We start from the raw sequence: 25,332 nt of genomic DNA, 5'->3' as shown, positions 1-25,332 counted from the left end.
TACCCCGAGGGTGAGCTGCGAAAACGGATGGGGCCCGGCGTGTTCCGCCGGGCCCCACCACTGGTCGTGCCGTGCTGCTGCTACTTCACCGCGTTGTACGCGTTGACCATGCCGGCGCCGTAGAACGAGTTACGCGCGCCGCCGGAGCAGGTCGCGTCGTACAGGTTCGGGTCGGTCGGGTCGATCAACGGCACCGGGTTGTAGACGCCCTCCGGACAGGACTTCGCCTCGGCGGTGCCCTCCAGGAACGCCGCCAGCTGGCCCGGGGTGATGCCCGGGTGCGCCGAGGCGGCCAGGGCGGCGACGCCGGTCGCGTGCGGACCGGACATCGAGGTGCCCTGCTTGAAGCCCCAACCGTTGGTGACGACGCCGTTCGAGTCCTTCGACCAGGTGGTCGACAGGATGCCGTCGCTCAACGTGCGCGCCGTACCCTGCGTCCGGTACCGGGTGTCGCCACCCGGGGCCGTCACGTCCACCACGCCCTGGCCGTACGAGGAGTAGTAGCTCTTCGCCCCGGTCGGGCCGACCGCCGAGACGGTCACCACGCCCGGCGCCTCGGCCGGCAGGTCGAGGCAGGCGTTGGTGAGGTCCTCGCGGATCTCCGGCTCCGGCTCGTTGTTCGGGCTGTGGATGTCGGTGATCTTGTGCGCGAGGTCGAAGTTCGAGTTACCCGCGGACGCCACGTTGAGCACGCCCTTGCTCGACGAGTAACGGATGGCCCGCTGGACCGCCTGCCACACCGGACGCTGGCGTGCGTCGTTGCGGCAGTTCAGCTCCCACGGGTCGATGAAGTAGCTGTTGTTGGTCAGCTGCATGCCGTGCTCGGCGGCCCAGATGAAGCCACAGAGCGCGGCCTCCGGGTAGATGAACAGGTCGTCGTTGACCACCTTGACGGCGGCCACCTTGACGCCCGGCGCCACACCGGTCACCCCGACGCCGTTGACGGCGGCGGCGATGGTGCCGGCCACGTGTGTGCCGTGGTCGGAGGTGGTCGGGTTCCAGGCCGCCTCGTTGGTGTCCGCGACACCGCCGATGCAGGACGCGCTCTTGTCCTTGGCGATCTGGGTGGCCAGGTCGGGGTGGCTGCTGGAGATGCCGCTGTCCAGCACGCCCACCACCACGTCGGCGCTGCCGGCGTTGACGGCGTGGGCCTGCGGGACGTCGATCATAGGCATGTCCCACTGCTGACCGAAGAGGGGCTCCATGGTCGGGTCGGCGGTGCTGCTCGCCGCCTCGGCCGTGGAAACCTCCACGGTCTCGCTCTCTTCGAGAGCGGTGCCCAGGCCGGCGGTGGACGCCACCGACTCGACGCCCGCGCCCGCCACGTCGGTGACGAAGTCGGGGTTGGTCGAGCGGACGACGAGCACGCCGATCTGGTCGTACGTGGCCACCACGGTGCCGTTGGCGGAAGCCACGCGGGCCGCCGCCTTGTCGGTCGTGGCCCCCTGCGGGGCCAGGATCAGGAACGTGGTGTCCGGCCCGGTGGCCGCCGCCGGGGCCAGGCCGCCGGTGACGGCGAGGCCGACACCGAGGGTAACGGCGGACGCGGCAGCCAGTGTCTTGCGACGGAGGTTCTTCACACAGACTCCCAGGGGCTGTCTCCAGCCGGGTGCGCTCCCTGGTGGGGGGCGGCCGGCGGGAAGGGGGCGGGGTGCCCGCTTCCGAACCAACAGCGTAGGAGCGGGGTGTGTCGTTACACACATCCGTTCGGTCGGTCGCTGACCGTCATACGGTGGCCAGGGTGTGCGGGATCTCGTCCAGCAGCTCCCGGGCGAGGAAACCGATCCGCCCGAACCGGGGGACCAGCCGCTGGCCGCTGACCGCGTGCGCCCAGGCGGCCCAGCAGGCGCCCTGCGCCGGCGTCGCCCCCCGGGACAGCAGCCCGGCCAGCAGCCCGGAGCGGACGTCGCCGCTGCCCGAGGTGCCCAGGCCCGCGTCGCCGCTCTCCTCCCGCCAGCACTCGCCGGCCGGGGTGGCGATGTGGCCGTAGAGCGAGACCACCGCGTCGTACCGGCGGGCCAGCTCGCGCGCCTCGGCGTCCAGGTCGTGGCCGGGCTCGCGGCCCAGCAGATGCCGCGCCTCGGTCACGTTGGGGGTGAGCACCACCGGCCGGCCCGCGCCGACCAGCAGGTCCGGCTGGTGGCTGAGCGCGCCGAGCGCGTACGCGTCCAGCACCAGCGGCGTCTCCGGCGCGGCGGCGTCCAGCACCAGGCGCAGCAGCTCCCGGGTCTCGTCGATGTCGTTGAGGCCGGGACCGACCGCCACCACGTCGGCCTGCCCGACCAGCTCCCGGAGTCGGTCGCCCGGATCGCCGGCGACCGCCCCGTCCCCGGTCTCGGGCAGGCCGATCACCAGCGCCTCCGGCACCTGGATGCTCAGCGCGGCGGCGGTCGACTCGGCGGCGGCCAGCTGGAGCACTCCGGCGCCGGCGCGCAGCGCGGCCACGCCGGCCAGCAGCACCGCGCCGGGGGTGAAGCGGGAACCCCCGACCACCAGCACGATGCCCCGGTGCTCCTTGCCGCCGGTGGGCACCGGCAGCGCCCAGTCGCGCAGCAGCGCCGGGGTGATCACCCGCGTCTCAGACCGGTTCGGCATGGACCTCGTCCTCCCTGGTCGGTCGGGCGCCCTGCCGGCGCAGGTGCGTCACGTCGTTGAAGGTGTCCAGGACGAGGCGGCCCCCGGGGTCGGCCGACCAGCCGGTCACCGAGCAGTTGGCGATCACGTGCTCCCGGGTGAGCGCCATCAGCTCCGCCTCGGTCAGCCCGTCCACGAGGTAGCGGAGCATGAAGACCAGCGCGTCGTGGCCGAACAGCAGCACCCGCTGTCCCTCGTGGTCGCGACGCAGGTCGCCCAGGAGCGCCCGCAGCCGCAGCGCCAGGTCGGTCCAGGACTCGCCGCCCGGTGGGCGGTAGTAGAACTTGCCGAGCCGGCGGCGGCGGGCGGCCTCCTCGGGGAAGCGGCGCTGCACGCCGTGCCCGGTCAGGCCGTCGAGGATGCCCAGTTCCCGGTCGCGAAGCCGCTCGTCCCGACTGGCCGGGATGCCGGTGCCGGCCAGCGCCAGCTCGGCCGTGCGCACCGCCCGCAGGTACGGCGAGACCACCGCCACGTCGGGCCGGCGTTCGGCCGGCAGGCCGGCGAGCCAGCGGGCGGTGGCCCGGGCCTGCTCCTCGCCGGTGTCCGACAGCGGCACGTCGGCGTCCCGGTGGGTCAGGTCGATCAGCTCGGCGCCGGACGTCTCCGCGGCCGTCGCGGCGACGTTCGCCGTGCTCTCGCCGTGCCGCACGATCCAGAGGGCTGCCAGTTCCGCCATGCGGCCACCCGTACCCGAGCGGGCCGCCCGGTAACCGTTCCGGCCGACGGGCAGCTCCCGGCCGGGCCGCCGGCGTGAACGGACCGAAGCCGGGTAAGCGCTGGCTCCAGCGGAAGACGAGACATGGGGAGGTACGCCGTGGCGACCATGGTAAAGGAACAGAAGAGCCCGGTGCGGGACAAGAACTACGACCTGATCCACACGCTGCAGTTGTCGCTGGAGAACATCTACCGGATGGAGACCTACATCGCGGACGCGGAGCAGCGGGGCGATTCGGAGCTGGCCACCTGGTTCAGCAAGATTCAGGAGAACAACCGCAAGGCGGGTGACCAGGCCAAGCAGATGCTCATGCAGCGCTTGCAGCAGGAAGGGCGCTGACACCCGCGCTGCCGGGGCCGGACGCGGCGGTCTCGTCGCGTCCGGCTCCGGCAGCCGCGACACTCAGGGCACCCGGACGGCGTAGATGCCCCGGCCGAAGGTCCCCGCCACGAGGCGGTGGTTGGTGCCGTCGTACTCGATGTCGTCGACCGGGACCAACGGCAGGCCCCGGCCCTGGCGCAGCCAGACCCCGCCGCCGGTCGGGCTGACGAACACGCCCTGGTCGGTGCCGACGTAGAGGCTCAGCCCCTTGCCGATGGCCAGGTCGTTGACCGGCGCCTTCGGCAGGGTGCCGCTGAGGTCGTGGAAGTGCCGGCCCCCGTCGAGCGAGCCGAGCACGTACGGCCGCTGGGAGCCCGACCGGTAGGCGGACAGCGTCACGTACACCCGGTCGGCCCGCCCTGGGTCGACCACGACGCGGGTGACCCACGGCTGCCCGGAGAGCAGCAGCTGCCAGGAGCCGCCCAGGTCCCGGGTCACCCAGACCCGCCCGTCGTCGGTGCCGACGTAGACGGTCCGGCCGTCCCCGGCCGGGGCGACGGTGGTGATGGTGCCGTAGTTGGTGTAGATCGGGTCGCGGCCCGGTCCACCGGTCAGGTCGCCGCTGATCGCCGTCCAGGTCCGGCCGCCGTCGGTCGACCGGTTGAGCACGTTGGCGCCGTAGTACATCACCGCCGGGTCGCGCGGGTCGAAGACCACGGGGGTGAACCAGTTGCGCCGGGCGGCGGTGACCCGGTTGCCGAAGTACGTCATCGTCTCGCCGCCGTCGGTCGACCAGAAACAGTTGCCGTACTGGTAGCAGGCGTAGACGTTCTCCTTGTCGGTCGGGTTGATCAGGTTCTCCTCGCCGTCGCCGCCCAGGTACTCGTTGAAGGCGGGCCCGCCCCACGAGCGCAGCGAGCCGTTGTCCTGGGCGCCGCCGGAGATCCGGCTGACGTCCTGTGGCGTGATCGCCACGCTGTAGAACTGGGTGTACGGCTCGTGGGTGGCCTTCACCCAGCCGCCGTCCCCGTCGGCGTCCGAGCGGTACGTCCCACCGTCGTTGCCGAGGTAGACCCGCTGCGGACGGCGCGGATCCCAGATCATGGCGTGGTGGTCGACGTGGGTGGAACTGCTGTCCGCCGTCCAGGTCCGCCCGCCGTCCTTGGTGGTCAGCAGCGGCACGCCCGCGACGTGCACGTGCTGCGGCTCGTCCGGGTCGACCCAGACCTTGCCGAACCACCAGCCGAAGGTGGACTGCGAGGTGGTCAGCTCCGGCGTGTCCGGCAGCCGGGTCCAGGCGTCGCCGCCGTCGCTGCTGCCGTAGAACCCGGCGAACGGGCCGGCGGTGGAGTTGACGATCGCGTAGAGCCGATCCGGGTCCGAGACGGACTGGCCCAGGCCGATCCGGCCCACCTCCGGCCCGGCCGCCGGCAGCCCACCCGCCAGGCGCGCCCAGGTCGCTCCGCCGTCGACGGAGCGGTAGACCCCTGAGCCGACACCGCCGTAGGTGCGCAGGTCCGGGGTGCGGCGGTGGTCCCAGAGCACGGCGTAGAGCCAATCGGCGTCGCGCGGGTCGATCAGCACCTCGGTCGCGCCGGTGAACTCGTTGGCCCCGGCGAGGATCCGCTGCCAGGTCGCACCGCCGTCGGTGGAACGGTAGACGCCCCGGTCGCCGCCGCCGTTGTAGAGCGAACCGGCCGCGGCCACGAAGATCCGCTTCGGGTCGGCCGGGTCGACGGTGATCGCGCCGATCGCGCCCGAGTCGCGCAGGCCCAGCGACCGCCAGCTCCGGCCGCCGTCGCGGGAGGCGTACAGGCCGGTGCCCTCGTAGGTGACGCTGCCACCACCCGGATTGACCTCGCCGGTGCCGGCGTACAGGGTGCCGTCCGGACCGGTCGCCACCGCGCCCATCGCCTGGGTCCAGCCGTCCGGCCAGGCCGGCTCGAAGCGGTTGCCGGCGTCCCGGCTCACCCAGACCCCGCCGCTGGCCGCGGCGGCGTAGACGGTGTCGGGGCGGTGCGGGTCCAGCGCGAGCGAGGTGATCCGGCCGCCGATGTTGGTCGGCCCGACCGAGGTCCACCGCCCGCCGACCGTGGGCAGCCGCGCCCCGGCCTTCGCCGCCGTGTCGTAGGCGTGCCGGGGTAGCGCCTCGCCGCGCACGGTCTTCTGCAGGTAGCGGTACTCGGCGGGGGCGGAGGGTCCGCGCACCGGCCGGTACTCGTCCTCGGGACGCGGCGGTGAGGCGCCGGCGCCGGTGGGGGAGAGGGCAGCGGTGCCGCCGGTGAGCAGCGTCGCGGTCAGGATCAGGGAAAGAGTGCGTCGTCGTGCCACGGAGATCCCTTCGCCGGTGGAGGGAGGGTCGACGGTCCCGCCGAACGTTACGAAGACGGATGTCGATGGTCAACCCTCCGGCGTCGCCGAAAGTGACCGGGTCGACACCGGACACTAGGCAGGAGTCATATCGATGAGGTGGAATGGCTTGACCTGCCGTACCCGTCGGAAGGACCCCGATGACGCCTGCCCGCCGCCGGGCGCTGGCCGCCGCCACCCTCACGGCGCTGCTGCTCACGGCCGCCCCCGCCGCCCCCACCCACGCCGCGCCCAGCCGGCCGGCCGCCCCACCGCACATCGCCGGCGACCACACGGTGCCGGTCTACTCCTACGCCGACGCCGTCCGGGAGAGCGTCCAGGTCGAGACGCCGACCGACGCCGACGGCGACGGCGTGCGGGACCGGGTCATGGTCGACCTGGTCCGGCCCCGGGAGGCGGCGCAGGCCGGCGTCCGGGTGCCGGTCATCATGGACGCCTCGCCGTACTACCACTGCTGCGGCCGGGGCAACGAGAGCGAACGCAAGACGTACGACGCGAACGGCGTGATCGCCAAGGCCCCGCTCTTCTACGACAACTGGTTCGTCCCCCGCGGGTACGCCTTCGCCGCGGTCGACCTCAGCGGCACCGCCCGCGCCACCGGCTGCGAGGACGTCGGCGGCCGGGCCGAGGTGGCCGGGGCGAAGGCGGTGGTGGACTGGCTGAACGGCCGGGCCCGCGGCTTCACGCTGGACGGCGAGCCGGCCACCGCGTCGTGGAGCACCGGCCGGGTCGGCATGATCGGCAAGTCGTGGGACGGCTCGGTCGCCAACGGCGTGGCGGCCACCGGCGTCCGGGGCCTGGAGACCATCGTGCCGATCTCCGCGATCTCCAGTTGGTACGACTACCAGCGTTACCAGGGCCTGCTGCGGGCGTCGGACTATCCCGCCTACCTGCACCAGGTGGTCAACGGTCGGCCCGCCGCGGCGTGCGCCACCATGCTCGCCCGGCTGCGCGCGGACAGCGCGGAGGACACCGGCGACTACAACGCGTACTGGGCGGAGCGGGACTACCGCCGCTCGGTCGAGCAGGTCCGGGCGAGCGTGCTGGTCGCGCACGGCGTCAACGACCTGAACGTCACCACCGGCCAGTTCGCCCGTTGGTGGGACGCGCTCGCCGACCGGCAGGTGCCCCGCAAGCTCTGGCTCTACCAGGCCGGGCACGAGGATCCGTTCGACGTGCGCCGGGCCGAGTGGGTGGCTACCCTGCACCGCTGGTTCGACTACTGGCTGCAGGGCCTGCCCAACGGGGTCATGCGGGAGCCCCGGGCCACCCTGGAGACCGCCCCCGGGGTGTGGACCGAGCAGCGGGACTGGCCGGCCCCGGGCACCCGGAACGTCCCGGTGGCCCTGGGCGCCGGTGACGGCACGACCGGCACGCTCGGCGGTCCTGGCGCCCGTCCGGGCGTGGTGCGGGCGTACACCGACGAGTCGCTGACCGAGCCGCAGGTGGTCACCGAGCCGACGAGCGCCCGCGCCGGACGGCTGGTGTTCCTCTCCGGCGCGCTGACCGCGCCGCTGCGGATCTCCGGGACGCCGTCGGTGCGGCTGCGGATCAGGGTCGACCGGCCGACCACCGCGCTGAGCGCGCGGCTCGTCGACTACGGCGCCGCAAAACGGATCCAGTACCGCAGCTCGGAGGGGGTCCGGACGCTGACCACCGAGTCGGGCTGGGGGGAGTCCACCGTGGCCGACGACGCCTGCTACCGGGACACGGCCGAGATCATCGCGGTCACCGACCACGGCGTCCTCACCCGCGGCTGGCTCGACGCGGCGCACCATCGGTCCCTGCGGTTCACCAGCCCGCTGCGCCCGGACCGCTGGTACACGGTCACCCTGCCGCTCAATGCGTACGACGCGGTGCTGCCGGCCGGCCACGTGCTCGGTCTCGTCCTCGCCCAGAGCGACCCGGGCTTCACCGAGACCGACGACCGGGACGCCATTGTCTCGGTGGACCTCGGGCGCAGCAAGCTGACCCTGCCCGTCACCGGCCGCGCCACCCTGCCGTCGGCCCTGGTCGCGCCGGACGTGGTCACCGCTCCCGCCGCCCCGTCGGACAGCCGCGCCGCCCCGCTCGACACCCGTCGACTGCCGGACCGCTCCTGACGGCGGCTGTCGACCGGCCCGCCGCCTCGCGGGGCAGCGGCGGGCCGGTCGACCGGGAAGGATGCCAATCGATCGACCACGACGGGAAGGGTGACGCCGGATGACAGTGGTCAAGGGTCTGGGCGAGGCGCTGGTGCTCTTCGTGATCGCGGTGGCGGTCGCCGCGGTCGGGGTGGGGATCTGGGTGGCGGTCAGCGGTGGGGACTTCCTCCACCGGCTGGGCATCGCGCTGGTGGTGGTCGGCCTCCTGCTGGCGGTCACCGGAGACCTCACCCTGAGCCGGATCGGCATGCTGGACGCCCGGTCGACGTTCGGGCTCGCGCCGGAGCGGGAGGACGCCGGCGGTGGGCGGGTGCTCACCGGGGTCGGCATCTTCCTGTTCGTCTCGGTTCCGCTCGTCGTGGTGGGCATCCTGCTGATCGTCTGACCGCTCCGGCCGCTGTCGCCGGGCGCGGTCATGGTGCCGGCACAACGCGCCGACGCGGCGGACCGCACTGCTACGGTCGCCGGTCACGGCGGCGGCCCGGCGAGCCGCTACCCTGCGCTGATGGACGGCGTGGCGGACGGCGAACGGCTGGCGGCGTCGCTCGGGCGCGCGCTGGCCCGGCTCACCTTCGTCGACCTGACCACGGACGCGGTGACGGCGCGGATCATCGAATCCGTGGTCGCCTGGGCGGGTGACCAGGGCTGGCGGGTCTATCGCCGGGCGCCGAGCGTGCTGCCCCTACCGCCGCCGCTGTCCCGTCAGCAGTCGGTACTCGACGTCGCGTGTGCCCGGCCGGACGGGCCGCCCGTGGCCATCGAGGTCGACCACACGGACCGGCGTCGTACCTGGGACAAGCTGGCGGCGGAGGCGGCGGCCGGCCGCGTCGCGATCTGGGTGCGCTGGGGACCGGGGCGGTTCGGCACCGCGCCCGCGCCGATCCATCAGGTGAGGTGCGAGGTCTCCCGCCGCGCCGGGCCGGCCGGGACGGGCCGGCGGCACAGCCGGGCACCGGGCGGCGACCTGCCGCCACCCGCGCACTCCGAGCGGGGCGCCGGCAGCACCGCCGTGCTGCTGCCGCTGCCGTCGTTGGACGACGAGACGCCCTGACCCACCCCGTCCGTCGCCGCGCCGCAGGACCCGGCGCTACTCGAAGCGAGACGGGTCGCCGGCGCCGCGACGGAGGATCTCCGCCTCGCCCCCCGAGAAGTCGATCACCGTCGTGGGCAGGGTGCCGCACTCGCCGGAGTCGATCACCGCGTCGACCACGTGGTCGAGCCGCTCCTTGATCTCCCAGCCCTGCGTCATCGGTTCGGTGTCGCCGGGCATCAGCAGGGTGCTCGACACCAGCGGCTCGCCCAGCTCGGCCAGCAACGCCTGCGTCACGATGTGATCGGGGATGCGGACCCCCACCGTCTTCTTCTTCGGGTGCAGCAGCCGGCGCGGCACCTCCTTCGTCGCCGGCAGGATGAAGGTGTAGCTGCCCGGGGTCGCCGCCTTCAGCGACCGGAACAGGGCGTTGTTGATCTGGACGAACTGGCCGAGCTGCGCGAAGTCCCGGCACACCAGGGTGAAGTGGTGCCGGCTGTCGAGCTGGCGGATGTCCCGGATGCGGTCGATGCCCTCCCGGTTGCCCAGCTGGCAGCCGAGGGCGAAGCACGAGTCCGTCGGGTAGGCGATCAGTCCGTTGCCGCGGACGATGTCCACCACCCGGCTGATCGTCCGTGGTTGCGGGTTGTCCGGGTGCACGTCGAGGTACGTCGCCATGGCGGCAGCCTAGGCCGGGGCCCCGCCACCCGGAACCGCCGGTCGCCATCGCCGGCCTCTCGGCGGGTCTCCTTCCACCGGCGGTGCCGGTGAGCCGGGCGCGGGAGTCGGCCGCTGCCGTTACCGTGTGAGCGTGGCGACGGCGGCGGAGGAGATCCGGGTCGGGGAGCGGGTGGTCCGGGTCTCCAGCCCGGACAAGCCCTACTTCCCGGAGCGAGGCCTGACCAAGCTGGACGTGGTGCGCTACTTCCTCGCCGTCGGCGACGGCATCCTGCGCGCGCTGCGGGACCGGCCGACCATGCTGGAACGCTGGCCGCGCGGTGTCTTCGAGGGCGCGAAGATCGCCACCCGGCAGGACAACCGCGGCGACGCCTTCTACCAGAAGCGGCTGCCGGCCGGCGCGCCCGACTGGGTCCGCACCGCGCACATCACCTTCCCCAGCGGGCGGACGGCCGACGAGGTCGCGCCGAGCGAGCTGGCCGTGGTCATCTGGGCGGCCAACCTGGGGACGCTGCGGTTCCACCCCTGGCCGGTCTCGGCGGCGGACGTGGAACGCCCCGACCAGCTCCGCATCGACCTCGACCCGATGCCGGGCGTCGGCTTCGACCAGGTGGTGCCGGTGGCGCACGAGGTCCGTGCCTTCCTCGACGAGCTGGGTCTGGTGGGTTACCCGAAGACCACCGGCGGGCGGGGCCTGCACGTCTATCTGTCGATCGAGCCGAGGTGGAGCTTCGGCGAGTGCCGGCGCGCGGTGTTGGCGCTGGGCCAGGAAATGCAACGCCGCCGCCCCGACCTGGTCACCACCACCTGGTGGCGCGAGCAGCGGGACCGGCCGGTCTTCGTCGACTACAACCAGATGGCCCGCGACCACACCATGACCTCGGCGTACTCGATCCGGCCGACGCCGGCGGCGCTGGTCTCCGCGCCGCTGGACTGGTCGGAGCTGGACGACGCCCGGCCCGAGGACTTCGACGTGGTGAGCATGCCGGCCCGGTTCGCCGGGCGCGGCGACCCGCACGCCGGCCTGGACGAGCGGCGCTTCTCGCTGGAGCCGCTGCTGGAGCTGGCCGACCGGGAGGGGTTGGCGGCCCCGCCGGAGCGCTGAGGGTCACCGCCCGGGGCGCTGAGGGGTCACGGCCAGGGGCTCTGCGCGCCGGTGAACTCCTCGAAGACCAGCCAGCTGCGGGTGGACAGCACCCCGGCGATGCCCTGCACCCGCTCCAGCACCACGTCGCGCAGGGTGGCGTTGTCCGGCGCGCGGACCAGCGCGAGCACGTCGTGTTCGCCGCTGAGCAGCGCCACGTGCTCGACGTAGCGCACCCGGGCCAGCTCCGCCGACACCTCCCGCCAGGTGTTCTGCTGGATCGTCAGGGCGATGTACGCCGAGGTGCCCAGCCCGGCCGGCTCGGGGGCCACCTGCGCCCGGAACCCGGTGATCACCCCGTCGCGCAGCAGCCGCTCCACCCGGGCGTACGCGTTGGTGCGGGAGACGTGCACGCGTTCGGCCAGCGTACGGACGGAGAGCCGGCCGTCGCGGACCAGCTCGTCGAGGATGCGCCGGTCCACCTCGTCCAGCGGACCGGCCGAACGTCCCGTTACACCGGGCAGGCCCGCCTCCGGACTGGTCTCCTGGCTCACATCAGCCCCCTCGGGATGCCATTCATCCCACGTTCACCGCGCATCTTGAGTCAATCATCCGACAGCAGGAGCATAAGGCCACCACACGTCCAGGAGGTCCCCGCCGTGACGACCACACCCCAGGCGGTCCGCAGGGCATCCCCGCGCACCCGCCGGCCGGCCACCCCGGCCGCGCCCGAGAAGTCCGCCGGCCTGCTCCCGCAGGCCGAGCCGGTCCGACTGCTCGACCCGGACGGCACGCCGCTGCCGTCCCGCGCCGACTACCCCGAGCCGCCCGTCGAGGCGCTGCGCGAGATGTACCGCCGGATGGTGGTCGGTCGCCGCTTCGACACCCAGGCCACCGCCCTGACCAAGCAGGGCCGGCTCGCCGTCTACCCGTCCTCGCGCGGCCAGGAGGCCTGCCAGGTCGGGGCGACCCTCGCCGTGCGTGACACCGACTGGGTCTTCCCCACCTACCGCGAGTCGATGGCGCTGGTCAGCCGGGGCATCGACCCGGTCGAGGTGCTCACCCTGCTGCGCGGCGACTGGCACTGCGGGTACGACCCGACGCGGGTGCACACCGCGCCGCAGTGCACCCCGCTGGCGACCCAGTGCGTGCACGCGGCCGGGCTGGCCTACGGCGAGTCGTACCAGGGCCGGGACACCGTGGCGCTGGCCTTCATCGGCGACGGCGCCACCAGCGAGGGCGACTTCCACGAGGGGGTCAACTTCGCCGCCGTGTTCAAGGCCCCGGTCGTCTACTTCGTGCAGAACAACAAGTACGCGATCAGCGTGCCGCTGTCCCGGCAGACCGCCGCGCCGAGCCTGGCGTACAAGGGTGTCGGCTACGGCGTGCCCAGCGAGCAGGTCGACGGCAACGACCCGGTGGCGGTGCTGGCGGTGCTCACCCGCGCGGTGGCGCACGCCCGGGCCGGTCACGGGCCGTTCCTGGTCGAGGCGCACACCTACCGGATGGAGCCGCACACCAACGCCGACGACGCCAGCCGGTACCGCGACGCCGACGAGGTCGAGGCCTGGCGCGACCGCGACCCGGTGGCCCGGCTGGAGACGTACCTGCGCAACCGGGGCGCGCTCGACGACGCGGCGGTGGCCGCGATCGCCGAGGAGGCCGAGGCGTACGCCGCCGACCTGCGCGACCGGATGAACGCCCAGCCCACGGTCGACCCGCTCAGCCTCTTCGACCACGTCTACGCCGAGCCGACCCCGCAGCTGGTCGAGCAGCGCGAGCAGGTCCGCGCCGAGCTGGCCGCCGCCCGCGACGAGGAGGGGGACGCCTGATGGCCACCATGACCATGGCGAAGGCGCTCAACGCCGCGCTCGCCGACGCGATGCTCGACGACGACCGGGTGGTCGTCTTCGGCGAGGACGTCGGGCAGCTCGGCGGCGTCTTCCGGATCACCGACGGGCTCCAGGCCCGCTTCGGCGACAAGCGCTGCTTCGACACCCCGCTGGCCGAGGCCGGGATCGTCGGCTTCGCCGTCGGGCTGGCCATGTCCGGGCTGCGCCCGGTGGTGGAGATGCAGTTCGACGCGTTCGCCTACCCGGCCTTCGAGCAGATCGCCTCGCACGTGGCGAAGCTGCGCAACCGCACCCGCGGCGCGCTGAGCGTGCCGATCGTGATCCGGGTGCCCTACGCCGGCGGCATCGGCGGGGTGGAGCACCACTGCGATTCGTCCGAGGCGTACTACGCGCACACCCCGGGCCTGAAGGTGGTCACCCCGGCCACCGTCGAGGACGCGTACTCGCTGCTGCGCCAGGCGATCGACGACCCCGACCCGGTCGTGTTCATGGAGCCCAAGAAGCTCTACTTCGCCAGCGCCGAGGCGGAACTGCCCGCGACCACCGCGCCGTTCGGCCGGGCGGTCGTGCGCCGGCCCGGCACCGACGCCACCCTGGTCGCGTACGGCCCCGCGGTGCCGGTCGCGTTGGAGGCCGCCGAGGCCGCCCGCGAGGAGGGCTGGGACCTGGAGGTCGTCGACGTGCGCACCATCGTGCCGTTCGACGACGAGACGGTCGCCGCCTCGGTCCGCCGGACCGGCCGGTGCGTGGTGATCCAGGAGGCGCAGGGCTTCGCCGGTGTCGGCGCGGAGATCGCCGCCCGGGTGCAGGAGCGCTGCTTCCACGCCCTGCACGCCCCGGTGCTGCGGGTGTCCGGCCTGGACATCCCGTACCCGGCGCCGATGCTGGAGCACACCCACCTGCCCTCGGTGGACCGGGTGCTGGACACGGTGGCCCGCCTCCAGTGGGACGACCAGCCCGACCCGCGCTGGCTGCCCCAGGGGAGTGCGGCGTGACCACGGTGGAGCGGACGCAGGTCTTCCTCCTGCCCGACCTGGGCGAGGGGCTGAGCGAGGCCGAGATCGTGGAGTGGCGGGTCGCCGTGGGCGACGTGGTCACGGTGGACCAGAGCGTGGTCGAGGTGGAGACCGCCAAGGCGGTCGTCGACGTGCCCTGCCCGTACGCCGGCCGGGTGGTCGCCCTGCACGGCGCGGCGGGTGAGGTGCGCCCGGTCGGCCAACCCCTGATCACCATCGCGCCGCTCGACGGTGACGGCGGCGGCGAGCCGGCCGGGCACGCCACCTACCGCGAGGAGGAGCGGGCCGGCTCCGGCAACGTGCTGATCGGGTACGGCACCGGGCACGCCGGCGCCGGCCGGCGTCGGCGCCGGCCCCGGTTGGCGCTGGCCCCCGAGCCCACCGCCGCCGCGACCGACGCCCCCGAGCGGAAGGACACGCCGGAGCCGGCCGCGGCACCGACCGACCTCGCGGCCGGGCGGACGCCGTCGGCGGCGCTGGTCATCTCGCCGAGCGTGCGTCGGCTGGCGAGGGAACGCGGGGTGGCCCGGGCCGCGGGGCGGGCCACCGGCACCGGCGGCGTGATCCGCCGCGCCGACGTGGTGGCGGCCGCCGCCGCGTCGGCCAGCCGGCTCGCGGCGGTGCCGGAGCAGCCCGCCGCGCACGTCGGGCTCGCCCCGGCCGAGGGGCAGGACGTGGTCATCCCGCTCACCGGCATCCGCAAGGTGATCGCCGACAAGCTCTCCCGCAGCCGGCGGGAGATCCCCGAGGTGACCATCTGGGTGGACGTGGACGCCACCGGGCTGCTGGCGACCCGGGCGGCCATCAACGCCGCCACCCCGGACGCGCCGGTGAGCATCCTGGCCCTGCTGGCCCGGATCTGCCTCAGCGGGCTGCGGCGGTTCCCGCAGCTCAACGCGCGCGTCGACACCGAGGGGCAGCGGATCGTCCAGTCGGCCGGGGTGCACCTGGGCATCGCCGCGCAGACCGACCGGGGCCTGGTCGTCCCGGTGCTGCGCGACGCCCAGCGGCTCACCACCCGGGAGCTGGCCGCCGCGCTGGCGGAGACCACCGCCGCGGCCCGGGCCGGCACGCTGCCGCCGGCCCGGCTGACCGGCGGCACCTTCACCCTCAACAACTACGGGGTGTTCGGCGTGGACGGCTCGACGCCGATCATCAACCACCCGGAGGCGGCGCTGCTCGGGGTGGGCCGGATCGTGGACAAGCCCTGGGTGGTCGACGGGCAGCTCGCGGTGCGCAAGGTGACCCAGCTCAGCCTCACCTTCGACCACCGGGTCTGCGACGGTGGCGTGGCGGGCGGCTTCCTGCGGCACGTCGCCGACTGCGTCGAGCAGCCGGCGCTGCTGGTCGCCAACGTCTGAGCGGTACGGGCGGAGCCGGCCGCGCTGGCCGGCTCCGCCGCCGGGGGGGGAACGACCACGACCCGAGCACTTAGACCCACGGGCTGTGGATCACGGAGCGGGGCAGTTGCGTGGCCTGCCGGGTCGAGGACAACGACCTCGCCGGCAACGCCGAGAGCGCCACCCGGTTGGACACCCCGCCGGTCGGCGGTCCGCAACCACGGCGACCAGGACTGGGACTGAACGACCCGAGTCGGTACGCCGGGGACACCGACCACCCAGGCTTCCTGTTCCAGGACGGCCGGGCCGCGAATTCGCGGCCGAGCACACCGGCGACCAAAAGCCCCGCCGTTTCCGAGCATTTCCCGCGAAAGTGCGTCGCAGCCCGAGAAGCGCCGTACAGAATGTGGCCAAGGGAAATGGAAACGGGGGGCTGAATATGGATGTGAGGCGGCGACTGACGCTATTGGCGGTGACCATCGCAGCCACACCGTTGATACTCGGCGGGTGCACGGCGGACCGGAAGGAGGCCACCGGCTCGGCGCCGGGCAGGGCCGCGGACCCCGCGGTCACGGTGACCCCCGCCGACCGGGCGAAGGACGTGCCGGTCAGCGCGGAGGTCGGGACGAGCGTGAGCCATGGGAAGGTCACCGGCGTCAAGCTCACCGACGACAAGGGGAAGCAGGTTGCGGGGGAGCCGCGCGAGGACGGGTCGAGCTGGGTGCCGAGCACCCCGCTGGAGAACGGCCGGACCTACACCGCGGAGGTGACCGCCACCGGGAAGAAGGGGCGGACCGCCGTCGGGCGGACGACCTTCACCACGTCGCCCAAATCGACCAGACAGGCGATAAAGAGCACGTTGTATTTCGCCGGAAATCAGACGTACGGCACCGCGATGCCGGTGACCGTCGCATTCGATCCGCCAATTCCCAAGGAGGACCGGGCGGCCGTGCAACGGCGATTGTTCGTGAAGACCGACCCGCCGCAGCCGGGTACCTGGTCATGGGTGGGGGACGGCAAGCAGGTCGAATACCGGGCGCCGGATTTCTGGAAGCCCGGCACGAAGATCAGCGTGCGGTCGGGACTGGCGGGACTCCCGATCGGCAAGGAGTTCGTCGGTGACGACGACCGCCGGTCCACCTCGAAGATCGGCCGGCAGGTGGCCCTCGAGATCGACAACGCCACCAAGCAGATGTCGGTCCTCCAGGACGGCAAGCTGGTCCGCAAGATCCCGGTGAGTATGGGCAAACCGAGCACCCCGACCTCGAGCGGCAAGATGGTGATCATGGAGAAGCACGACTTCACCACGTTCGACACCCGGGGTTCGGCCGACCCTTACGTGGTCGACGTGGAGGACGCCCAGCGGCTCACCTGGGGCGGCGAGTTCATCCACGCCGCGCCGTGGTCAGAGGGGGATCAGGGCAACATCAACGTCTCGCACGGCTGCACCAACGTGTCGGTGACGGCGGCGGACTGGCTGATGGGCATCACGAAGGTCGGCGACCTGGTGACCATCAAGGGCACCGAGGTGCGGTTGGACCAGGGCAACGGCTTCACCGCCTGGAACGTCAGCTGGGACGAGTTCGCCAAGGGCAGCGCGCTGCCCGTGCCGCCCGGCCTGAAGCCGGCGCCCGTGACCCACCCGGGGCACCCGGGGGCGGTGGCGGGGGGATCGTCGCCCGCACCCGGGCCGTCCGCCAGCGGCGGCTGAGACCAGGGGGAGGAACGACCGGGGTACGACCGGCCCGCCGCGCGGCGGGCCGGCCGTGCGTCGGCCCGGGCAGGCTCGGGGCCGGTGCCCGGTCGAGGTGGGCACCCGGCAGTTTCGGTGGCCTCCCCGAAGGGCTCCCGAGAGACGCTACGAATCTGATGTCGTCACCGACTCACCGGTGCGCCCGTGAGTCATCGACGTCATCAGATCAGTAGCGTTTCCGAGCCCCCTGCCCTGTGCGGGCCGCCACGGCCGGCGACGGTCGGGGCCGGTGACGTGGACGTCAGGTGAGGTCGACGTGGGCGATGGCGGTGCCGATCAGGCTGCCCAGCCAGAGCCGGTCGCCGTGCTGCCGGACCCCGGTGATCATCCAGTAGGCGCCGCCGGGGCCGTGCAGCGTGCGCAGCACCGTCCCCTCGCCGTCGACGAGGGCGACCAGGCCGTACTTCTGCGGCTGCGGTCGTACCGCGTCGGGCAGCAGCGCCACCAGCTGGCGCAGCCGGGGGTGCGGCAGCAGCCGCTCGACGACCGGCAGCCGGGGGCTGGGCAACGCGATCCAGTATGTCCCATCGCCGACCGCCGTGAGGTTGTCCGGGTACGCCGGCAGGTCGGTGAGGACGGTGACCGCCCCGTCGGGCAGGGTCACCCGCACCAGCCGGTGGGTGCTGGTCTCCACCAGCATCAGCGCCGACTCGTCGGGGGTCAGCGCGATCCCGTTGGGGAAGTAGAGCCCGTCGGTCACCACCTCGGTGCGCCCCGAGCGCGGGTCGTACGCCAGCACCCGCCCGTTGGGGCGGTGTTCCAGCAGGTCGTGCTTCCAGTGCGAGAGCGGGTACCGGTCGGAGGAGTCGGTGAAGTAGACCGTGCCGTCGCGGGCCACCGTGGCGTTGTCGGCCAGGTGCACCGGCGGCCCGGTGCCGGTCAGCTCGTGCACCGCGCCGTCGGGGGTGACCCGCAGCAACCCCCGGTACGCGTCGCAGACCACCAGGCTGCCGTCGCGCGGGTCGAGCTCGATGCCGAGCGGTCGTCCGCCGGTCTCGGCGAGCGGCCGGGGCGCGGTGCCGGCGGGCGCGTCGGCGGGCCACCACCAGAGCCGGCCGTCCTCGTCGCCGCTGACCACCCGCCCGTCCGGGTCCACCAGCACGTCCTCCGGCCCGTGCGCGCCGGGCGGCAGGGGCAGCAGCTCGACGGCGTCGAGCCGCCGGTCGGTGGCCGCCCACACCCCGGTCAGCGGGGGCGGGACGGTGGCCGGCTCGCGGACGGGCCGGATGAGGCGGGGCGGGTGGGGGCGCTGGCGCGGGACGACCATCGGGTCATTGTCACCCGCCGATCCCGGTCCCGTCCCCCCGCCGGGCGTGTCGCGCCGGCGGCGCATCGCCCCTGAGACGGATCGGGGACTCCCCCGGGGGCGACCCTGGGCGTACCCGGATTCGGTCCGTCGGACGGCGGAAATGTCGGTGGCCGGGGCTAGATTCGTCCGTATGGGACAGCGGGGTGAACGGCTTCACGTGCAGCTCAGCGTGGGTGACGACGTGGTCGGGGTGCGAGTGGTCGGCGAGGTCGACGTCGCCTCGGTCGGTGTGCTGCGTGCCGCGCTGTGGGCCGCGCCGGCGCGTCCGGTGCTGCGGGTCGACCTCTCCGGGGTCCGGCTGCTCTCCGCCGCCGGGGTCCGCGCGCTGGTCGCCGCGCACCTGCGGGTGCGGGCCCGGGGCGGAGAACTCGTGCTGGCCGACCCGGATCCGGTGGTCTCCCGGGTGCTGCGGGCCACCGGCCTGCACCGGGTCGTCCCCGTCGTGCAGAGCCTGCCCACTCCGCCCTGCCCCCGCGGCGAGCTGGTCGCCTGCGCCTGAGACGCGACCCCGCCGGGGCGGCGCCGACCCCGCACCCGATGGCCGCGGGGCCGCCGCCACGACACCGACCGTGCAATCCCGATGGCGCGGGGCCGTCGGCGCGGCGCCGATCGTGCAATCCCGGCGCCGGGGCCGTCGGCGCGGCGCCCACGGCCCCGCCTCCGGTCAGCGGACGCCGAGCAGGTCGACGACGAAGACCAGGGTCTCGTTCGGCTTGATGACGCCGCCGGCACCACGGCTGCCGTAGCCCAGGTGCGGCGGGATGGTCAGCCGACGACGACCGCCGACCTTCATCCCCACCACGCCCTGGTCCCAGCCGGCGATGACCTGGCCACCGCCGAGCGGAAACTCGAACGCCTCGCCCCGGTTCCAGGACGCGTCGAACTCGCGCCCGGTGGAGTGCGACACCCCGACGTAGTGGACGTTGGCGAGCTGGCCGGGCCGGGCCTCCGGGCCGTCGCCCACGGTGATGTCCTCGACGACGAGGTCGGCCGGGGGCGCGCCCTCGATCGGGCCGATCTCGGGCTTGCCTGCCTGGGGCATGTTCATCTGCTGATCTCCTGCCGTTCTGGCTCGATCGTCCGGTCGGTTCCGATCCTGCCGGATCGCGACTCACCGATCCCCGGCAGTCCCGGAGACGGCGCCGGCGCATCGGCGCGACGGTGGACCCGGACACGCCGGAGGGGCGCCACCGGTCGGTGGCGCCCCTCCGGGGTCGGTGCGGTCACTTCAGCCAGCCGTACTTCCGGACGACGGGCAGGTTCGCCCAGACCCGACCGAGGCCGAGGGTGTTGCCCGCGCCGACCAGGGCCAGACCGGCGAGCACCGCGGCGTAGATCAGGTGGTCGTCCATGAAGAGGTTGTTCTCGGGAGGCAGGACGGCGGTCCACATGAGCACCATCAGCAGCGCGCCGGTCGTGGCGGCGAGTCGCATCCCGATGCCGAGCAGCAGCGCCACGCCGATCCCCGCGAGACCGGCCATGAACAGCCAGTCGGCCCAGGTCGCGCCGGCGATGTCCTGGTAGATGCCCTTGAACGGGCCGGCCGCGCCGAAGGTGAGGAACCCCTTGGTCGGGCTGCCACCGTTGATCCAGGCGTTCTTCGCCTCGGTCTCGTGGCCGAGGCCGAAGGCCTTGTCCAGGAACGCCCAGAGGAAGATCCATCCGAGCGCGATCCGGGTGCCGGCCCAGACGAACCGGGCGGCGCGCTCACGGGGGGTCTCGGCCGCCGGAGCGATGGTGGTGGCGGTGGTGTTCCGCTCGATCGTCGCGGTCATGGTGTCCACGTCCCTTCTCTGCCTGGCACCGCGTTTCCGGTGGCACATTCATTGCACCGCCGCGCGGCGGTCCCGGGCAGGGCCGGTAGGGCCCTCCCGCAGCGGGACCTTGGACCCCGAACGCGGCCCCGCCGGCGGGACCTTCGGCCCCCGTCCGACCCGGTCCACCGCCTCTGCCCCCGCTGGTCGGCGCCGTCCTACCGTGCGGATGAAGAACAGCCGAGGAGGTCGTGATGAGGACGTGGCAGGTGGGCGACGTGATGACCCGGGACGTCGCGACGGTGGGGGAGGAGACCCCGTACCGGGACATCGTCGACGTGCTGATCCGACGAGGAGTCAGCGCGGTGCCGGTGGTGGACGGGTTCCGGCGGGTGTTGGGCGTGGTGTCCGAGGCCGACCTGCTGCACAAGGTGGAGCGGGCGGGCAACCCGGACCAGCGCCGGGTCTTCGAGGGCCGGCGCCGGCGGGTGGCGCGGGAGAAGGCCGACGCGCTGGTGGCGAAGGAGCTGATGACCGCCCCGGCGGTCACCACGTACCCGGAGTCGCCGTTGCCGGCCGCGGCCCGGCTGATGGACCAGGAGGTCGTCAAGCGGCTGCCCGTGCTCGACGACCTCGGCCGGCTGGTCGGCATCGTGACCCGCAGCGACCTGCTCCGGGTGCACCTGCGCAGCGACGCGGAGATCCGCGAGGACGTGGTGCAGGAGGTGTTGCGGCGGGTGCTCGCCGTGCGGGACGGGCTGGTCACCGTGCAGGTCCGCGACGGTGAGGTGACCCTGGACGGCCGGCTCGACCGGCGCAGCGCCGCCGACCTCGCGGTCCGGCTCGCCGGGCAGGTCAGCGGCGTGGTCCGGGTTGTCGACACCATCGGGTACGACGTGGACGACACCGTCCTGGTCGAGCTGCCGCCGGGTCGGGTCACCCCGGTCGCCTGAACCGCCGCCCCGGGGCTGCGCCCGGGTCTAGGCCCGGTGGGTCACCGGGTCGGCGAGCTGGGCGGCCAGCAACCTGGGCGCCTCCGCCAGCGACGGGCCGTACCAGGTGAGGTGGCGGCCGGAGACCAGCGCGCAGGGCGTGCCGGGGAACGCCTCCGGGCCGTCGGCGGCGGTGAACGCGTACGGCTCGTCGGGGAGCACGACCAGGTCGGGTTCCCGGGCGCGCAGCGCGTCGAGGTCCGGGCGCGGGTACCGCTCGGCGTCGTCGGCGTACAGGTTCGCCACGCCGAGCCGGCGCAGCACGTCCCCGGCGAAGGTGTCGCCGCCGAGCACCACCCAGGGCCGGCGCCACACCGGTACGACGGCCCGGCGCGGCACCGGCGGCGGCGTGGCCGGGGTGGCCCAGGCGCGGCGGGCGGCGGCGAGCCAGTCCGGTTCGGCGGTCACGCCGAGCGCGGCGAGCAGGTCGGCCAGCTCGGTCAGCGCCTGCGGCACGGTACGCGGGTAGGTGACCCGGACCGGCACCCCGGCCGCGACCAGCGCCTCGGCGTCGGCGCGCCGGTTCTCCTCCACGTTGAGCAGCACCAGGTCCGGGCGCAGGGCGAGCACCCGGTCCAGGTCCGGGTACTTGCTGCCGCCCACCCGCGCCACGTCGAGCCCGGCGGGGTGCGTGCACCAGTCGGTCGCGCCGACCAGCACCTCCGGCGCGGTCACCGCCACCGCCTCGGTCAGCGACGGCACCAGCGAGACCACCCGCACGGCGTACCTCCCTCCCCGGCGCGGACCGCGCCGGTCCGACCCATCGTCCCCGCGGTCGTCGGTCCCGTCCGGCCGGCCCCCTTGCCGCTCTTCTACAACGTTGTAATACTCGGGTGGCCCGGCATCCCGAGGAGGACCGATGACCGCCCGCCCCACCCCGACCGTCCAGGACGAGACCCCGGTGGAGGCGCTCGGCGACCTCTACCGCGACGGCATCACCGCCTGCCGGGGCGCGTTCGCCGTCGACTGGGTCGACCAGGTCGGCGAGGACATCGACGCGGCCTTCCGGGAGGCCCGCTCCCGCCCGGACGGCGCGGTCGGCCGCGGCCCTCACCGCTGGTACGTCGAGATCCACCCCGAACAGCTGCGCGGCTTCGCCGACCTGGTCACCCACCCCTGGGTGGTGGCGGTCTGCCGCGCGGTGCTCGGCCCCGACTACGAGATCGTCGAGCTCGGCTTCGACATCCCGTTCCCGGGCGCCGTCATGCAGCCCTGGCACCGGGACTTCCCGATGCCCGAGGAGACCCGACGCCAACGGCGACTCACCTCGCTCGCGTTCAACCTGACCACCGTGGACACGGTCGAGGAGATGGGCCCGTTCCAGATCGCCCCCGGCACCCAGTGGGACGACGGCGCCGACTTCGACCACGGGATGTTCCCGCCGAAGGAGCGTTACCCCCGCTACGCGCAGCGGGCGGTGCGCAAGTACCCGCGGCGCGGCGACATCTCGGCCCGCTCGGCGCTGACCGTGCACCGGGGCACCCCGAACGTCTCGACGCTGGCCCGGCCGGTGCTGGTGCTCGGCGTGGACGCCCCCGGCGCCGGCAACGCCGAGCGGCACGACATGGCGGTCACCCGGGAGTACCGGGACCAGCTGCCCGAGCTGGCCCGCGCCCACCTGCCGTGCCCGGTGGTGGAGCGGCTGACCCCGATCCGGCAGAAGCACACCATCGAGGGCCTGGTGATGGGGGCCGCCTGAGCCACCGGCCCGGACCCGACGGGGCGGGGGCCCGGATCCGACCGCACCGGCGAGGCGACGAGCAGGGTCGACGCCCTAGACTCGGCCGGTCGACCGACCACGTGAGGATCCGGCACCACCATGACGCGTACCGCCACCGACGACGGTTCCCGGCTGCGGCCGCTGCCGCTCGACGGTGGCGCGCTGCCCGTCCGGGCCGGTCAGGTGGTGCACGCCGGTTGCCGGCTCGGCGACCTGGTGACCCGGCGCCCGGAGGGCATCACCGGGCACCAGTGGAGTTCGGCGACCCGCGAGGAGTTCGACCACGTGGTCTGCGCCGCCGACACCGGTCGGCCGCTCTTCGCCGTCGTGTTCGGCGCGCCGGCGCCGCCCGGCTCGGCCCGGCAGCGCGCCGAGCGGATGCGCGACGCCGTCTGCGCCGCGGTCGACCTGCCCGTGCTGCGGATCGAGTCGCCGACGTTGCGGTCCGCCGCCCACGGCCCGCGGATCGTCGGGTACGTCATCGACGCCCGCGCGTACGCCGGCCCGTCCGCCGGCCAGGACGGCGACGGGTACGACAGCGCGGTGGCCTTCCGCGACATCGTCGGTCGGCTGCCCGACGGCCGCACCGGCCCGGTCAACGACCTGGGGGCGCTGACCCGCGCCGCCGCCGTCGACGCGTACGTCTCCCGGCGGCTGGCCGACCCCATCGTGCGCGGGCTGCACGTGCGGTGGCGGGACGGGGCGGCCGAGGGCTGGAGCTGGGTCGAGGTGCGGCCCGGTCGCTGCCTGGTCGAGCGGGTGACCCTCCGCGAGCACCGCTTCTGGTGCGGGGTGGACGCCGCCCGGCTGGCCGAGGATCTGGCCACCGTCGCGGTCGGGGAGCGGCTGCGGGCGCTGGAGACCGACGAACCGTCGCTGGTGGACCGGGCCGAGCTGCGGCGGGAGATCCGGGGGCTGCGCGCCCGCCGGGACGAGCTGGTCGGCGGCTTCGCCTTCGACCACCTCTGCGTCGACTGACATCCCACCGCAGCGTCGCCGCGCGGTGACTCCGCGTCTTTCGCAGAACCCCGATCGGGCCGTCGTCACCGTCCCGTGCCGAATTCCTCGATCCGCGTTGAACCATCGCCCGCGGCGCTCCGTACCTAAGCGGGAATGGACACAGATCTTCCCAGCCGCGCCACCCGACGCGGCGGACGGTGCGGAAAGGGCATCGTCGGCCATCGACGCGCGACCGGAACGTCGCAGTGCTCCCGACGGGCGTCCCACCCCGAATTCCGTTCGCCCGACGGGGTCACGAGTCAGGTACCGGATCGAGAAGGAGAGCAATTCGATGCGCAGGTCCACAGGGGCGCGCCGGTCATCCGGTAACGCGCGGAGCAAGCGGCTGCTGGCGGCGGTCGGCGCGCTCGCGGTCTTCGGCGGTATCGCCGCGGTGACCCAGATCTCGTCGGCCCAGGAGAATCGGCGGACGACGACCCGCAACGTCTCGTCCGCCTGCGTGGCGCCGAGTCCCGGCGCCACCTCGCCGAGCGGTCGCGGCAGCACCACGCAGACGTGGCAGAACGGGCGCTGGGTGCGCAACCACTGGGGCGACGGCCAGATGTCCGTCGCCGAGTGCCAGGCCGTCAAGGACGGCAACGCGCCGGTGAACACCGTCGCCTCCGGCGTGGTCTGCCCGGACGTCGCCGGCAAACTTCCCCGCGTCCCGGACCGCGCCCGGGCCGAGGTCGACCGGAACCTCGCGCTGTTGCAGACCCAGATCGCCGAGGCCGACCGGCGGCTGGCCGCCGAGGGCCGCAACGGGCAGGACTTCATCAACAACGCCATCCTGCGTCCGCTGGAGGACAAGCGGCGCGCGACGTTGAACCGGATCACGACCGCCATCGACCGGGTGGGTCCGCGCCCGCAGGGTCTGGACCAGCTCGCGAAATGCACCGTCGCCGCGAACAACAACAATGGCGGCGCCAATGGCGGTCAGACCGGCGCCCCGACCGCCGCCCCGACCAATGGTGGTCAGAACGGCGGCCAGAACGGCGGACAGAACGGCGGCGGAAACAACAACGGCGGAAACAATCTCGGCGTGCTGGCCAAGGACTGCACCAACAGCGACCTCCAGCCGCACGACGGTTTCCAGAACGGCAACCGGTGCGTCAGCACGGCCTTCGGTGAGGTCGGCGCCGCCGCCAACAACCCGTCCCTGCTGATCACCGAGTTCCCGGAGCAGGTGCAGCGCAACCAGCCGTTCGCGCTGCAGGTCTCCACCCGGAACCTGATCCGCGACCGGTTCCTCGCCGCCGGCCAGGGCGGCTACTACCTGGAGAGCTCGGTCCTCAACGACCAGGGGCTGACTCGCGGTCACTTCCACACCGCCTGCCGGATGCTGCAGAGCACCAATGAGGCGCCGTCGAACCCGCAGGACGTGCCGGCGTTCTTCGTCGCCACCGAGGACGGTCGCGGCGGTGGCCAGGCCGACGAAGTGACCATCCAGATCCCGGGCCTGCCGCAGTCGGGCACGGCGCAGTGCGCGGTCTGGGCCGGTGACGGCTCGCACCGGGTGCCGATGATGGAGCGGGCCAACCAGACCCCCGCCTTCGACGTGGTGCGGATCGAGGTCGACTGACCCGTCGTACGACACCGTCGCGGGGGGGCCGGGGGGTT

24 protein-coding genes are annotated in these 25,332 nt (G+C 73.7%); 14 read left to right on the top strand and 10 right to left on the bottom strand.

Going from position 1 to position 25,332, the window contains the following annotated elements:
- Positions 1-80 precede the first annotated feature (80 nt).
- The 3 genes from KBX37_RS08255 to KBX37_RS08245 all read right to left on the bottom strand — a co-directional run bounded on the left by KBX37_RS08255 (position 81) and on the right by KBX37_RS08245 (position 3,310).
- Positions 81-1,580 carry a S8 family serine peptidase gene (locus tag KBX37_RS08255; protein ID WP_210775319.1) on the bottom strand — a complete coding sequence of 500 codons (1,500 nt, stop codon included), beginning with the start codon at positions 1,578-1,580 and terminating at the stop codon, positions 81-83.
- Positions 1,581-1,725: 145 nt separating this feature from the next.
- On the bottom strand, positions 1,726-2,595 hold the full coding sequence (locus tag KBX37_RS08250; protein WP_210775318.1) for an NAD(P)H-hydrate dehydratase: 870 nt from the start codon (positions 2,593-2,595) through the stop codon (positions 1,726-1,728).
- On the bottom strand, positions 2,579-3,310 hold the full coding sequence (locus KBX37_RS08245) for a histidine phosphatase family protein (RefSeq protein WP_210775317.1): 732 nt from the start codon (positions 3,308-3,310) through the stop codon (positions 2,579-2,581). Before KBX37_RS08245 ends, KBX37_RS08250 begins: the two co-directional genes overlap by 17 nt.
- A 147-nt stretch (positions 3,311-3,457) precedes the next feature.
- Between KBX37_RS08245 and KBX37_RS08240 the strand changes: the two genes are divergently transcribed.
- Positions 3,458-3,688: a hypothetical protein gene (locus KBX37_RS08240; RefSeq protein ID WP_210775362.1), complete on the top strand. Its 231-nt coding sequence runs from the start codon at positions 3,458-3,460 to the stop codon at positions 3,686-3,688.
- Positions 3,689-3,751: 63 nt separating this feature from the next.
- Here the strand turns inward: KBX37_RS08240 and KBX37_RS08235 are convergent, their stop codons facing one another.
- Positions 3,752-6,001, bottom strand: a complete 2,250-nt coding sequence (locus KBX37_RS08235; protein WP_210775316.1) for an exo-alpha-sialidase — start codon at positions 5,999-6,001, stop codon at positions 3,752-3,754.
- A 179-nt stretch (positions 6,002-6,180) separates the two neighbouring features.
- Between KBX37_RS08235 and KBX37_RS08230 the strand changes: the two genes are divergently transcribed.
- The 3 genes from KBX37_RS08230 to KBX37_RS08220 all read left to right on the top strand — a co-directional run bounded on the left by KBX37_RS08230 (position 6,181) and on the right by KBX37_RS08220 (position 9,235).
- Positions 6,181-8,142, top strand: coding sequence for a Xaa-Pro dipeptidyl-peptidase (locus KBX37_RS08230; RefSeq protein WP_210775315.1), 1,962 nt, complete (start codon positions 6,181-6,183; stop codon positions 8,140-8,142).
- Between the two features lie 100 nt (positions 8,143-8,242).
- The gene (locus KBX37_RS08225; protein ID WP_210775314.1) at positions 8,243-8,569 is read left to right on the top strand and encodes a hypothetical protein; all 327 of its coding nucleotides are present in this window, start codon (positions 8,243-8,245) and stop codon (positions 8,567-8,569) included.
- A 120-nt stretch (positions 8,570-8,689) separates the two neighbouring features.
- Positions 8,690-9,235, top strand: a complete 546-nt coding sequence (locus KBX37_RS08220; RefSeq protein ID WP_210775313.1) for a hypothetical protein — start codon at positions 8,690-8,692, stop codon at positions 9,233-9,235.
- 36 nt (positions 9,236-9,271) lie between these two features.
- On the opposite strand, the gene KBX37_RS08215 is transcribed toward KBX37_RS08220, so the two are convergent.
- The gene (locus tag KBX37_RS08215; RefSeq protein WP_210775312.1) at positions 9,272-9,892 is read right to left on the bottom strand and encodes an L-threonylcarbamoyladenylate synthase; all 621 of its coding nucleotides are present in this window, start codon (positions 9,890-9,892) and stop codon (positions 9,272-9,274) included.
- A 133-nt stretch (positions 9,893-10,025) separates the two neighbouring features.
- Here KBX37_RS08215 and KBX37_RS08210 point away from each other — a divergent pair, with 133 nt between their 5' ends.
- Positions 10,026-10,997 carry a DNA polymerase domain-containing protein gene (locus KBX37_RS08210; RefSeq protein WP_210775311.1) on the top strand — a complete coding sequence of 324 codons (972 nt, stop codon included), beginning with the start codon at positions 10,026-10,028 and terminating at the stop codon, positions 10,995-10,997.
- 26 nt (positions 10,998-11,023) lie between these two features.
- On the opposite strand, the gene KBX37_RS08205 is transcribed toward KBX37_RS08210, so the two are convergent.
- Positions 11,024-11,530 (bottom strand): Lrp/AsnC family transcriptional regulator, encoded by a 507-nt coding sequence (locus KBX37_RS08205; protein ID WP_374103697.1) that lies wholly within the window; start codon positions 11,528-11,530, stop codon positions 11,024-11,026.
- 72 nt (positions 11,531-11,602) lie between these two features.
- Between KBX37_RS08205 and pdhA the strand changes: the two genes are divergently transcribed.
- From pdhA to KBX37_RS08185, 4 genes are all read left to right on the top strand, one after another.
- Positions 11,603-12,808, top strand: a complete 1,206-nt coding sequence (gene pdhA / locus KBX37_RS08200; RefSeq protein WP_210775360.1) for a pyruvate dehydrogenase (acetyl-transferring) E1 component subunit alpha — start codon at positions 11,603-11,605, stop codon at positions 12,806-12,808.
- Entirely contained in the window at positions 12,808-13,824 is a 1,017-nt protein-coding gene (locus tag KBX37_RS08195; protein WP_210775310.1) for an alpha-ketoacid dehydrogenase subunit beta, read from the top strand. The genes pdhA and KBX37_RS08195 overlap by 1 nt, the downstream gene beginning before the upstream one ends.
- Positions 13,821-15,206, top strand: coding sequence for a dihydrolipoamide acetyltransferase family protein (locus KBX37_RS08190; protein ID WP_210775309.1), 1,386 nt, complete (start codon positions 13,821-13,823; stop codon positions 15,204-15,206). The genes KBX37_RS08195 and KBX37_RS08190 overlap by 4 nt, the downstream gene beginning before the upstream one ends.
- Positions 15,207-15,624: 418 nt before the next feature.
- A complete protein-coding gene (locus KBX37_RS08185; RefSeq protein WP_210775308.1) occupies positions 15,625-16,896 on the top strand; it encodes an Ig-like domain-containing protein in 1,272 nt (423 codons plus the stop codon).
- Between the two features lie 283 nt (positions 16,897-17,179).
- Here the strand turns inward: KBX37_RS08185 and KBX37_RS08180 are convergent, their stop codons facing one another.
- Positions 17,180-18,205, bottom strand: a complete 1,026-nt coding sequence (locus tag KBX37_RS08180) for an SMP-30/gluconolactonase/LRE family protein (RefSeq protein ID WP_210775307.1) — start codon at positions 18,203-18,205, stop codon at positions 17,180-17,182.
- A 172-nt stretch (positions 18,206-18,377) separates the two neighbouring features.
- Here KBX37_RS08180 and KBX37_RS08175 point away from each other — a divergent pair, with 172 nt between their 5' ends.
- Entirely contained in the window at positions 18,378-18,746 is a 369-nt protein-coding gene (locus KBX37_RS08175; protein ID WP_210775306.1) for an STAS domain-containing protein, read from the top strand.
- Between the two features lie 165 nt (positions 18,747-18,911).
- Here the strand turns inward: KBX37_RS08175 and KBX37_RS08170 are convergent, their stop codons facing one another.
- On the bottom strand, positions 18,912-19,289 hold the full coding sequence (locus tag KBX37_RS08170; protein ID WP_210775359.1) for an FKBP-type peptidyl-prolyl cis-trans isomerase: 378 nt from the start codon (positions 19,287-19,289) through the stop codon (positions 18,912-18,914).
- A gap of 181 nt (positions 19,290-19,470) precedes the next feature.
- Complete coding sequence (locus tag KBX37_RS08165; RefSeq protein ID WP_210775305.1) at positions 19,471-20,022, bottom strand: DoxX family membrane protein; 552 nt, start codon at positions 20,020-20,022, stop codon at positions 19,471-19,473.
- 233 nt (positions 20,023-20,255) lie between these two features.
- Here KBX37_RS08165 and KBX37_RS08160 point away from each other — a divergent pair, with 233 nt between their 5' ends.
- The gene (locus KBX37_RS08160) at positions 20,256-20,954 is read left to right on the top strand and encodes a CBS domain-containing protein (protein WP_210775304.1); all 699 of its coding nucleotides are present in this window, start codon (positions 20,256-20,258) and stop codon (positions 20,952-20,954) included.
- Between the two features lie 27 nt (positions 20,955-20,981).
- On the opposite strand, the gene KBX37_RS08155 is transcribed toward KBX37_RS08160, so the two are convergent.
- Positions 20,982-21,713 carry a helical backbone metal receptor gene (locus KBX37_RS08155; RefSeq protein WP_210775303.1) on the bottom strand — a complete coding sequence of 244 codons (732 nt, stop codon included), beginning with the start codon at positions 21,711-21,713 and terminating at the stop codon, positions 20,982-20,984.
- Positions 21,714-21,852: 139 nt separating this feature from the next.
- Here KBX37_RS08155 and KBX37_RS08150 point away from each other — a divergent pair, with 139 nt between their 5' ends.
- The 3 genes from KBX37_RS08150 to KBX37_RS08140 all read left to right on the top strand — a co-directional run bounded on the left by KBX37_RS08150 (position 21,853) and on the right by KBX37_RS08140 (position 25,294).
- Positions 21,853-22,692 (top strand): phytanoyl-CoA dioxygenase family protein, encoded by an 840-nt coding sequence (locus tag KBX37_RS08150; RefSeq protein ID WP_210775302.1) that lies wholly within the window; start codon positions 21,853-21,855, stop codon positions 22,690-22,692.
- A 120-nt stretch (positions 22,693-22,812) separates the two neighbouring features.
- Positions 22,813-23,691, top strand: a complete 879-nt coding sequence (locus tag KBX37_RS08145) for a hypothetical protein (RefSeq protein WP_210775301.1) — start codon at positions 22,813-22,815, stop codon at positions 23,689-23,691.
- A gap of 313 nt (positions 23,692-24,004) precedes the next feature.
- Positions 24,005-25,294 (top strand): hypothetical protein, encoded by a 1,290-nt coding sequence (locus KBX37_RS08140; RefSeq protein WP_210775300.1) that lies wholly within the window; start codon positions 24,005-24,007, stop codon positions 25,292-25,294.
- Positions 25,295-25,332: the final 38 nt, after the last annotated feature.

The organism is Micromonospora sp. U56 (assembly GCF_018070095.1).
In the GTDB taxonomy this organism is placed as follows: domain Bacteria; phylum Actinomycetota; class Actinomycetes; order Mycobacteriales; family Micromonosporaceae; genus Micromonospora; species Micromonospora purpureochromogenes.
The sequence above is the reverse complement of the archived record's forward strand: the minus strand, read 5'-3'. Positions and strand labels throughout refer to the sequence as shown.